The following is a 10,750-nucleotide window of genomic DNA, read 5'->3' on the forward strand; positions in this document are numbered from 1 at the left end:
CATCCGCCAAAATACGCCGGAGCTTTGGACGTTTCCCGTTCATCCCCGATCCGACCTCCGTCACCACCTCGTCCACGACGAGATCTCGCTCGGTTGCCCACTGGGTGATTCGAGACACTTGCCTGTCCAAGTCACTCCTCTGGTCGTGAGAGGACACCCGGGCATACACAACCGTCCAGCCGCCTTTACGGCTCGGAGGGACATCCACCAGGATCGTGCCGGATTCGGTCTGACGGGCGGGTACAGGCAGCTTGCCGTCTTTCCACCAACGCCAAGCGGTCATGTAGGAGATTCCTTGTTGTCTAGCCCAATCAGATAGTTTCATGAGACGATTGTATAACAGAAACATATGTTCGTCTATAGATGTTTACAAACTTCCAGGCTGTTGATCACCCTCTCTTCTGTTCGCGGAAGTCGCAGATTTTGTATACTACTAAAGGAAGGAAAGGACCTGACGGGCGAGATTTTGTGGAGCCCGGGATCCGAGAGAAACTTCGAAGGGGGAGAGCCATTGCAAGAGGGGGCGATGGAACAGGGAAGGACTCCGGGCCTGTCCCGGGGACTTTTGAGCCGGCACATCGTGATGATGTCCCTCGGCGGCGTGATTGGCGCCGGGATGTTTCTCGGCAGCGGTTCGACGATCCATTTGGCCGGGCCGGCGGTGGTGGTGGACTATCTCGTGGGGGGAATTCTGCTTTTGTTCGTTCTTTTTGCCCTGGCGGAGATGTCCATTCACAAACCGGTGGCCGGATCCTTTTTGGTCTATGTCAGGCAGTATGTCGGGCCGATGTTCGGCTATCTGGCCGGTTGGCTGTATTGGTTTTGCTGGGTTTTGGTCTTGGCGGCGGAATGCACCGCCGGGGCGACCTTTTTACACTTTTGGCTTCAGGGGGTCCCCCTGTGGGTCCTCAGCCTCATCATCTCCCTGGCGTTGACGATTGTGAATTTGTTTCAGGTGCGCGCCTACGGGGAATTTGAGTTTTGGTTTGCGGGGATCAAAATTGTCACCATCATTCTTTTTTCCCTGCTCGGGTTTTTGCTTCTCGTCGGCGCGGTTCCAGGGCATCCGGCCATCGGGTTCGGCAACCTCACCGCCCGCGGAGGATTTTTCCCCACCGGCTTCAGCGGTTTGGCCGGCGCGCTGCTGGTGGTGATGTTTTCTTATGGTGGCAGTGAGATGATCGGGCTGACGGCAGCGGAGACCCGAGACCCCGGCCGGACCATTCCCCGGGCGATGGTCGGAGTGGTGTGGCGGACGGTCCTATTTTACGTGTTGCCGCTTCTGGTGATCGTAGCCCTGGTGCCTTGGACCACGGTGGGGACCGGGGAAAGTCCCTTTGTGATGGTCTTTCGGCAGGTGGGAGTGCCCTTCGTCGACCACGTGATGAATTTTGTCGTGTTGACGGCGGTGCTCTCCAGCATGAACTCCGGTATGTACGCCGTGTCCCGGATGTTGTATTCTCTCGGACAGCAAGGGTATGCCCCCGGCTGGTTGATGAAGCTCAGCGGTCGCCGGGTACCTATTCGGGCTTTGCTCGCCAGTACCATTTTTCTGTGGATCGGGGTGGGGATTGCGTACAAATGGCCCGATCAGGTGTTTAACTACTTGATGTCTATTCCCGGGTTTTCTTTCCTGTTCGTCTGGTTGTTGATCCTCGTGGCCCACGTGGGATTTCACCGTCGGGTGCCCAAGGCGGAATGGGAAAAATTGCCGTTTCACGCCTGGGGGTATCCGGTGAGTACCGGCCTCGGGATTCTTATGTTGGCGGTCATTATCGGCTTGATCATGATGAGTGCCGAACAGCGATTGGGGATTTGGACAAGTCTCGGGGCGATGGCCGTGATGCTCGTTGGATATGGGTTTGTCCGGCGCGAGTCTCGCAGAGAAGTGAGGCCTTGAAATTGGCATACGATGGAACAGTCAGGGAGTTGGGGCGGACGGGACGTGTTCCGGTGGATGAGGGTTCTTATCCCGGGACGACCCGATCCGGCCGGGTAAAAGGTTTTGTTATGGTGTTGGCCGCGGCCGTGTTCTGGGGGCTGTCCGGGACGGCCGCTCAGGTGTTGTTTCAGGGGGAGGGGTTTCGCCCGGAGTGGCTCGTGACCGTGCGAATGGGGGTATCCGGGATGATCTTGGTGCTGGGGACGGCGGTGTTTGCGGGGCCCCGGGCGGCTTTGGGGCCTCTCGTGCATCCCCTGGACGCGCTGAGGTTAACGCTGTTTGGGATCTTCGGGATGCTGGGGGTGCAGTATTCGTATTTTGCTTCGGTGGCCGAGGGCAATGCCGCTACGGCCACGCTGCTCCAGTACCTGGCCCCGGCGATGATCGTCCTTTACGCGGCGGCGAGGTCGCGGCGAATGCCCGGCCTTCGGCAAATCGCCGCGGTTGGTCTGGCCTTGGCGGGGACGTTTTTGCTTGTGACCGGCGGGCAGATCCAAGCGCTAACTGTGCCCTGGACGAGTGTGGTGTGGGGGCTGGCCTCCGCCGTGACCTTGGCTTTTTACACGGTGTACCCCGGAGGGTTGTTGCGCCGCTACGGGGCGTCGGCCACGGTGGGGTGGGCGATGGTGGTGGGGGCGGCGGTGCCGGCCCTGGGCGGGGCGCTTCAGCCCGGGCCGGCGGTGCCCGGGGAGACGTGGTGGATCGCCTGGGGCCTCACCGCTTTTGTTGTGTTCTTTGGCACATTGGTGGCGTTTCTGTTTTATCTCACCAGTCTGCGTTTTCTAACCCCGGCTGAGACCAGCCTTTTGGCCAGTGCCGAGCCACTTTCGGCGGTGGTGTCGGCGGCGCTGTTTCTCCACGTGAACCTGGGCATGACCGGGGCGGCGGGGGCCGCGTGCATCCTCGCTGCCGTGGTGCTGCTGGCCCGGCCCAAGTGACCTTGGGTTGCTCGGTGACGAAGGGACATTAAGAACCGAGCTTGGCCGAATTCTGGGGCGGCAGCACCAGCTGCTGATACGTGTTGAACAGTCGCGGGTATGTCAGGAACCCCAGGACCATGCTGGTGAGGGCGGCGGAGGCGAGAATGGCGAAGAGGATTAAAAGCTGGTACCGCACGGCTTGGATCGGGTCGGCCCCGGCGATAATTTGTCCGGTCATCATTCCCGGCAGCTGGACCAGCCCGGTGGTTTTCGTGCTGTCGATCGTGGGAATCATTCCGGCGCGCACCGCCGTCTTGAGCACCGGTTGGATCGCCTGACGTGGAGTGCCGCCGAGGGAGAGGATCAGGTTGATCTCTTCTTTGCGGTTTTCCGCCTCCGCCCGAAGCCGATTGAGAAACAGGCCGGCCACCACCATGGCGTTGCCGATGATCATCCCGCTGATTGGAATCACATATTGCGGGGTGGGCGGCACAATTCGCATGAGGAGAAGGAACGCTTGGGTCACCGCCTCGGTTAAGGTGAGGGCGAACAGGATCCGCAGGTGGATCCCCGGCATGCCCCGGCCGCGCTTGGCGGCGTTAAAGGTGGCCACCACCAGCATGAGGAGGATCATGGCGAGGATGAGGGCGGGACCTTGGATGCTGAAGACGACCTTTAATATGTATCCGACGATGAGAAGCTGGATGGTGGCCCGGACTGTGGAGACGATCATGTCTTTCTCCATCCCCAGGCGCTGCCAGAGGGAGAGGATCAGCGCCAGGACGACAAATCCAAGGGTAAACGATAAGGCGAGCAGACTCATACAGACCCCCCTTTTGTCGTAAATGGCTCAGACGTTTCGCCCGGTTGAATGTGTCCGCCCGCCAAGAACCGAAGGGTGAGAGGATTGTCGGGCTGCATAAAAAAATCCTCCGTGGTTTTGGCCTCGATAATCTCCCCGGCCGCCATGAGCCAGGTCCAATCCCCCACCCGCCGGGCCTGGTCCAGATCGTGGGTGACCCAGAGGATCGTCACCCCGCGAGAATGACAAAGATCGGTCAGAAAAGTCTCCACCCCCCGCACCGCAGAGGGATCCAGGGCGGAGGTGACTTCGTCCAACAACAGAATGCGCGGTTCCAACACCAGTGCCCGGGCGAGGCCCAACCGCTGCAACTGACCGCCGGATAATTCACGCGCATCCTGATCGAGGAGCTCCCTGGGCAGCCCTACCATTTCCAAGAAGTCTTCCGGGTGATCGAGGGGTCGGCCCTGAAGCCGGGCGCCGAGGGTGAGGTTGTCCCGCACCGACCCCGGAATCACGGGAGGCCGCTGAAACACCAGGGCGGCGGTGCGCCGTAGAGCAGGCGGATCCCACGCGCGGGCCTCCCGGCCAAATACGAACACCCGGCCCTCATCCGGTGTGACCATCAAGTTGACCAATGATAATAACGTACTTTTGCCAGATCCCGACGGCCCCACCAAGGTGAGGATCGCCCCGGCAGGCACCTCCCCGCTGATCCCGCGAAGAGCCCTCACCGGACCCCGGGCGGTTACAAAAGTTTTTGACACCTCTTCAAACCGGACGGCCTGATTGTCGGAAATCCTGTCCGCCACGTGCGATCCTCCTGTTCCGGAGTGTGTACACATATAGAATCATTCCACAGGGGTCTTTGGAATTCCTCCAAAAGGACGGTGAAGGCGTCCTCCTTTCACTCATTTTGGGGATGGTTGGATGTTTTGCATTGGATTACAGCGTGGGGATTTACCCGCATAGAGAAGTGCGGTATGCTAAAATTGCAGATATTTTTGATCCGAAAATAATCGTCGCACTCAGCGGTGGGAAGGGGAAGTGGGCCCGTTGGAAGAGCAAGCGGTGATTGAATTTAAGCTCGTCTATTGCAAGACAGTCAATTATGCCCTACAACAAAACCGAATACCGGTCATTCGCGAAATGTATATCAGAAACCTCTCCTCTCAAGATTTGCATGGGGTCACGGTTTGCATCCGGAACACCGGGGGATTCGCCGACGAGTGGAGCACGTCCATTGATCTGATTCCTGCCGGTGAATCCATCGTGCTGGGGCCGGTGGATTTGCGAATTTCCCCGGGCGTGCTTGCAGAATTGACCGAGCGATTGGCGGGGGAACTGGAGATTTCCATTCTCCAAGGCGAAGCCGTCCTGCATGTTGAGTTTTTCCCCATTGATCTGCTCGCCTTTGATGAATGGGGCGGATTGACGACATTGCCGGAAATGATTTCGGCCTTCGTGACTCCCAATCATCCCGAAGTGCGGAGACTGATACGTGCAGCGGCCGACATTCTCGGTCAATGGATTTCAAGCCCTTCTTTTGATGGGTATCAATCTCAAGACCCGAATCGCGCCCGCATGCAAATGGCGGCTATTTACCATACCATACAAAAAGAGGGGTTCACCTACGCTGTTCTCCCGCCCAGCTTTGAGGAGAGCGGACAGCGCGTTCGTCTTCCGGACACCATGAGTACATATCGAATGGGAAATTGCCTCGATATCACCCTCCTTTTCGCGGCTTGCCTCGAGGCAGTTGGATTGCATCCGCTCATCGTGTTCGTGCAAGGTCATGCGTTCGTCGGTGCGTGGCTTGTAAAGGAAACGTTTCCAGAAAGTGTGCAGGATGATATCTCTTTATTGAGAAAACGCCTGGCGGACGGGGTGGGTGAAATTTGTGTCGTTGAGTCCACGGCGTTGACTTCCAGTCCGCCGGTGTCTTTTGAACAAGCCGAACGGCTGGGCCAGTCGCATCTAATGGACGATGGAAAATTCATCTGTTTTGTGGATGTCGCCCGGTCGAGGGCGGACGGCATCCGTCCCCTCCCCCTTCGTGTGAAGACAGATGCGGGTTGGACTGTGGAAGAAGACACGATGCAGGAGACTGTAGAGTTTGCCGTCCCCCGGATGATCGATATCTTTGACACGCCCATCGAGAATGATCAGGGGGTTCACCCCAAACAAAGGGAATGGGAACGTCGGCTCCTGGATCTATCGCTGCGCAATTCGCTGCTGAACTTTCGCGGTAAGAAATCGACGATCCCTTTACTTATCTCAGAACTTGACGTGTTAGAGGATGTGTTGTCCCAGGGCCGGGAGTTTGAGCTTCATCCCGTTCCTGGCTTTGTAACCGAAAACCCGCAGAATCCCCAGCATTTTCGTCAGATCCAGCCGGGGAGCCAACTGACCCAGATTGTTCAACAGGAGCTGGAGCACGGTCGGCTTCGTGCTGATTTGTCGGAGGTGGATCTGAAAGATCGCTGTGTTCACATCTATCGCTCCGCGAAATTATCCCTTGAAGAGAACGGTGCCAATACATTGTACCTGGCTCTCGGATTCTTAAAATGGTTTGAAACTGATGTTAGTGAGAAGCCGCGGTACGCGCCCATGGTCATGGTTCCCATTGACATCGTTCGTAAGCACCGCGGGGTCGGGTTTACGATTCGCCGCCGGGATGAAGAAACCCAGTTTAACATCACGCTCCTGGAGCTGCTGAAACAAGATCATGGGATAGTGATTGAAGGTCTCGATCCTCTGCCACGAGACGAGTCGGGGATTCATCTGCGCAAAGTCTTTACCCACGTCCGGCAGATGGTGATGAACAAGCGGCGTTGGGATGTGGAAGAACGGGCTTGCATCGGCCTCTTTTCCTTTGGTCAGTTCGTGATGTGGAATGATCTACGGAATAGAACGGCCGATCTGGTTAAAAACCCGGTCGTCGCCAGCCTGATGTCCGGAAAGTTAGAGTGGCAACCTCTAGGGGTTTTTGACCGGTCGGATCGTCTTGAGGACACATATTCCCCCGACCAGTTGTTTGTCCCCATTGGCGCGGACGCCTCCCAGTTCCGGGCGGTGGCCGCGGCACACGAAGGCGAAAGTTTCGTTCTGCACGGACCACCGGGTACGGGGAAATCGCAAACCATCACCAACATCATCGCTAACGCTTTGGCCCAGGGGAAAACGGTCCTCTTTGTCGCTGCGAAAATGGCGGCCCTCACCGTGGTTCAGCGACGTCTTTCTGACCTCGGACTCGGTCCTTTCTGCCTTGAGCTTCACTCGACCAAGAATAACAAGCGGGCTGTGTTGGATCAGCTGCGGGTGGCGTTGGAACAGGGCAAAGCCCGCTCCCAAGTCGAATGGCACGAGGAAGCGGAACGACTGGGCAAAATGAGGGCAGAGTTAAGCCGTCATGCCCGGGCATTGCACAGAAAGCACAGTCACGGTTTATCCATTTACGATGCTATTACATTATTCGATCGGGACCGAAACGCACCGGACGTCGTTCATGTGGACGGCCGTCTCGTCGACCAATTGTCTGTGGAACAGATGCACGCATATTTGGACGCGGCAAATGAATTGCGGCTTGCGGGGGAGGCGTGCGGGGGCCCGTGGGACCACCCGCTGAAAGAGATTCAACGGGCTGATTATTCAGCCGTCCTGAAATCCCAGGCAGAGGCCGCTTTGCGCCATCTGGAACAAACTCTCGACGCCTGTAAGTCCGCCCTCCATGATCTCGTGCGGGCTCTGGACTGGAAAGGTGCCCCTTCCTTCACCCTCGAAGAAACCGAACTGCTCCATCGGTTCTGCACAGTTCTGTTGGACACGCCGGAGGTCTCGGCCCGGTTCATCACCTCGGGGGATTGGAGGGATTTGGTTGAAAGTCTCCGGAGGGTTTCAGAGCACGGCGTGAAGCGGGATTCATTACGTGCTGATGTGTACAAAGACTACCTCCCGGAGGTTCTCGAATTCGACGCGGCATCGGTGCTCAGGGAATGGCAAGAGGCTGGTCGCGTAGGCTGGATGTCGCGTACTCTCAGGCGGGCGCGGATTGCCAAAAGGGTTAAGCCCTTTCTCGCAAAAGGCGGGAAGCCGGACAAAAATCGCCTGGAGCGAGACTTGATGAAGATTGTCCACCTGCAGGAAGAGGAGCGGGCGGTGCGCGAATGGGGTGCGAAATATTCCGGGCTCCTCGGTGCTAACCTCTGGAATGACGGTGAGGCGGACTGGGAGGCGGTGCGGGGGGTTGCCCGCTGGAGGGAAAAACTGGCCCGGATATTCGATGCCTTTGCCGTGCAGCCAAGTGGCGGTGTGGGATTGCAAGAGGCATTGGGACGACTATTCCGCGATAGCAAACGGGTATTTCTCGAACGGCGAGGACCTATCCTGAGAAACTTCATGGCCGTAAAGGAAGAGTTGGACCAGTCCCGACAGCGAGTGTTCGAATTGCTGCACATCGATTTGTCCGAGGATCTGGGGGGAGGGGAGAGGGCAGACTGGATTCGTCCTCTGCAACAGAAAACCAGGACCTGGTTGGGGAACATCGGGGGTCTACGCGAATGGTGTACGTTTCGTAAAGTTCGAAACAAGCTGGTCGATATGGGGCTTGCCTCTCTGGTGCAGGCATATGAAAATGGTACATTGCAGAATGACCAAATTGTTCCATCTTTTCGCCGTGCCTTATATAAAGCGTGTGTAGAAAGCATGTTGCACCGCACTCCGGAGTTAGCCGAGTTTTCCAGTCAACTGTTCGAAGAACGCATTCGGCGGTTTACCCGCATGGTCGACCAATACGAGGACTTGACACGGCAGGAAATCGTGGCCCGCCTGGCCAGACGTATCCCAAATCCCGGAGAGAAGGTCCACAATTCCTCGGAACTTGGGGTGTTGATGCGTGCGATCCGGGGTCACGGGCGCGGCGTGTCCCTGCGTAACTTATTTGGTCAGATTCCCAACGTATTGAACCGGGTTTGCCCGTGTATGTTAATGTCTCCTATATCCGTCGCCCAGTATCTCGATCCCGCGGCACCACCTTTTGACCTCGTCATTTTTGACGAAGCCTCACAAGTTCCCACATGTGAGGCGGTGGGTGCCATGGCCCGGGGGCGGAACGTCATCGTGGTGGGGGATCCGAATCAACTTCCGCCGACGAGTTTCTTCACGTCAACAAACCGGGATTCCGAGGATAAGGACCTTTCCGAGGATTTGGAGAGCGTTTTGGACGATTGCCTGGCCATCGGAATGCCGCAAGGATTCTTGCTGTGGCATTATCGAAGCCGTCGCGAAGGACTGATTTCATTTAGCAACCGCCATTATTATGACAACAAATTGCTCACATTTCCCTCCCCCGATGAACTTGTGCCCAGTGTGAAACGCGTACATGTGGACGGATTTTATGATCGCGGGCGGACGAAGCAGAACCGGGCGGAAGCCGTTGCGGTGGTGGATGAGATCCTGCGGCGCCTTCGCGACCCCGAACTGCGAAAACATAGCATTGGTGTCGTGACGTTTAACCTTCCGCAGAAGAATCTGATCGAGGATCTTTTGGATGAGGCGTTTGCCAGGGAACCGGATCTAGAATCTGTCGCCGCCGGGATGCACGAGCCCCTGCTTATTAAAAACCTGGAAAATGTTCAGGGCGACGAAAGGGACGTCATTCTATTTTCGATCGGATATGGTCCAGATGAGACGGGGCACGTCACCATGAACTTTGGGCCGCTGAACCGCGAGGGCGGATGGAGGCGCCTGAATGTGGCCGTCTCCCGGGCCCGCGAGGAAATGATCGTATTTTCAACATTGAGACCTGAGCATATGGAGGGCTCTAGGATTAATTCCCGGGGCGTGGCCGGACTGAAAGCATTCCTCGAATATGCGGAGAGAGGAAAAACGGCTTTGGCGCTGCCCGTGACATCCCAAGCGCGCCTTGCCGACGGGTTGGAGACAAGCGTGGCCGAACGGCTCCGAGGTCTGGGATATTGCGTTCACGAACACGTGGGGACATCCGGGTTTCGGGTCGATCTGGCAATCGTGGATCCCCGAGATCCCGGCAGGTATTTGTTGGGTATTCTAACGGATGGTCATACCTACCACCAAACCGATATGACGCGAGATCGTGAGGTCTTACGCCCACGAATGCTGAACCAATTGGGCTGGAACATTTATCGCATTTGGTCTATGGACTGGTGGGAAAATCCGGACATGGTTCTTGAGGGGATACAGCAGGCCATCCGGGAGGCAGAAACCAAGACAGGACAATCCGGTGCCACGAGGGTACAACAGACTGACGAACCCGCCAAAGGAAAAAACGGGCAACTTCAGCGCACGGCTTTTAACTCCTTTGTTCCTCTCCAGGAGGCCGATCCCGGGCGGGCAGTCAGTCGACAATCCTCGTTCAAGCCGCAGGATCCCGCATCGCGCACAACAAAGGGCAAACTCGAAGTTTATCAGCCCGTTGTCCTTGAACGGGTGCCCTTAACCACCGATGATTTCTATGCCGAAGGGAATACTCAACTGATCAAGGAGCAACTGGCGCAGGTTATCGATGGGGAAGGACCGATCAGTGGTGACCTGCTTTACCGCCGGGTGCTGGGCGCTTGGGGAATTAAGCGGATTGGCCACCGATTGCGGATGCGATTGGACGAAGTTGTAACACTTATGCGCCCCAAGTGTACAATCCAAGACCAGAGGCCGTTCTTCTGGCCGAGGGATGTCGATCCCGCCACCTACATTCGGTTTCGCATCAGCGAGGGGGATGCCGAACGCCGGGACGCTGCTGACCTGCCCGTTCAAGAAGTGGCATCGGCGGTCCAATATATTCTAGAAGGCCAGATCAGTTTGCCCAAAGACCAATTGATTCGGGAGCTCGCAAGGCTGTTCGGGTATCAGCGCTTAGGGTCTGCGGTGGAAACGGCACTGGAACGGGGTGTGCATGAGGCCATCGAACGCGGCTTCGTACGTTGGGAGCCCGACAGAGAACGGGTTGTGTACAACGGAGACATGTCCCGCTGACTACCGCGACGATTTGGCGGTAGTGCGTCGCGGAGGTCGGTTCAGGTGGCACGCGACCGCCTCATGGTGTGCCGGGGG

General features: G+C 57.3%; 6 protein-coding genes. 3 read left to right on the forward strand and 3 right to left on the reverse strand.

Annotated features, from left to right (window positions below):
• On the reverse strand, positions 1-325 hold a 325-nt coding region (locus K6T64_RS11310), incomplete at its 3' end, for a recombinase family protein (RefSeq protein ID WP_288010222.1).
• A 186-nt stretch (positions 326-511) separates the two neighbouring features.
• Between K6T64_RS11310 and K6T64_RS11315 the strand changes: the two genes are divergently transcribed.
• Complete coding sequence (locus K6T64_RS11315; RefSeq protein ID WP_288010224.1) at positions 512-1,900, forward strand: amino acid permease; 1,389 nt, start codon at positions 512-514, stop codon at positions 1,898-1,900.
• Between the two features lie 2 nt (positions 1,901-1,902).
• Positions 1,903-2,880 (forward strand): DMT family transporter, encoded by a 978-nt coding sequence (locus K6T64_RS11320; RefSeq protein ID WP_288010225.1) that lies wholly within the window; start codon positions 1,903-1,905, stop codon positions 2,878-2,880.
• Positions 2,881-2,908: 28 nt separating this feature from the next.
• Here K6T64_RS11320 and K6T64_RS11325 read toward each other — a convergent pair whose 3' ends face one another.
• Complete coding sequence (locus K6T64_RS11325; protein ID WP_013076672.1) at positions 2,909-3,685, reverse strand: ABC transporter permease; 777 nt, start codon at positions 3,683-3,685, stop codon at positions 2,909-2,911.
• Entirely contained in the window at positions 3,682-4,476 is a 795-nt protein-coding gene (locus tag K6T64_RS11330) for an ABC transporter ATP-binding protein (RefSeq protein ID WP_288010227.1), read from the reverse strand. The genes K6T64_RS11325 and K6T64_RS11330 overlap by 4 nt, the downstream gene beginning before the upstream one ends.
• Positions 4,477-4,720: 244 nt before the next feature.
• On the opposite strand from K6T64_RS11330, the gene K6T64_RS11335 reads away from it, so the two are divergent.
• The gene (locus K6T64_RS11335) at positions 4,721-10,672 is read left to right on the forward strand and encodes a DUF3320 domain-containing protein (RefSeq protein ID WP_288010229.1); all 5,952 of its coding nucleotides are present in this window, start codon (positions 4,721-4,723) and stop codon (positions 10,670-10,672) included.
• Positions 10,673-10,750: the final 78 nt, after the last annotated feature.

It is taken from the genome of Kyrpidia sp. (assembly GCF_023512215.1).
Taxonomy (GTDB): Bacteria; Bacillota; Bacilli; order Kyrpidiales; family Kyrpidiaceae; genus Kyrpidia; species Kyrpidia spormannii.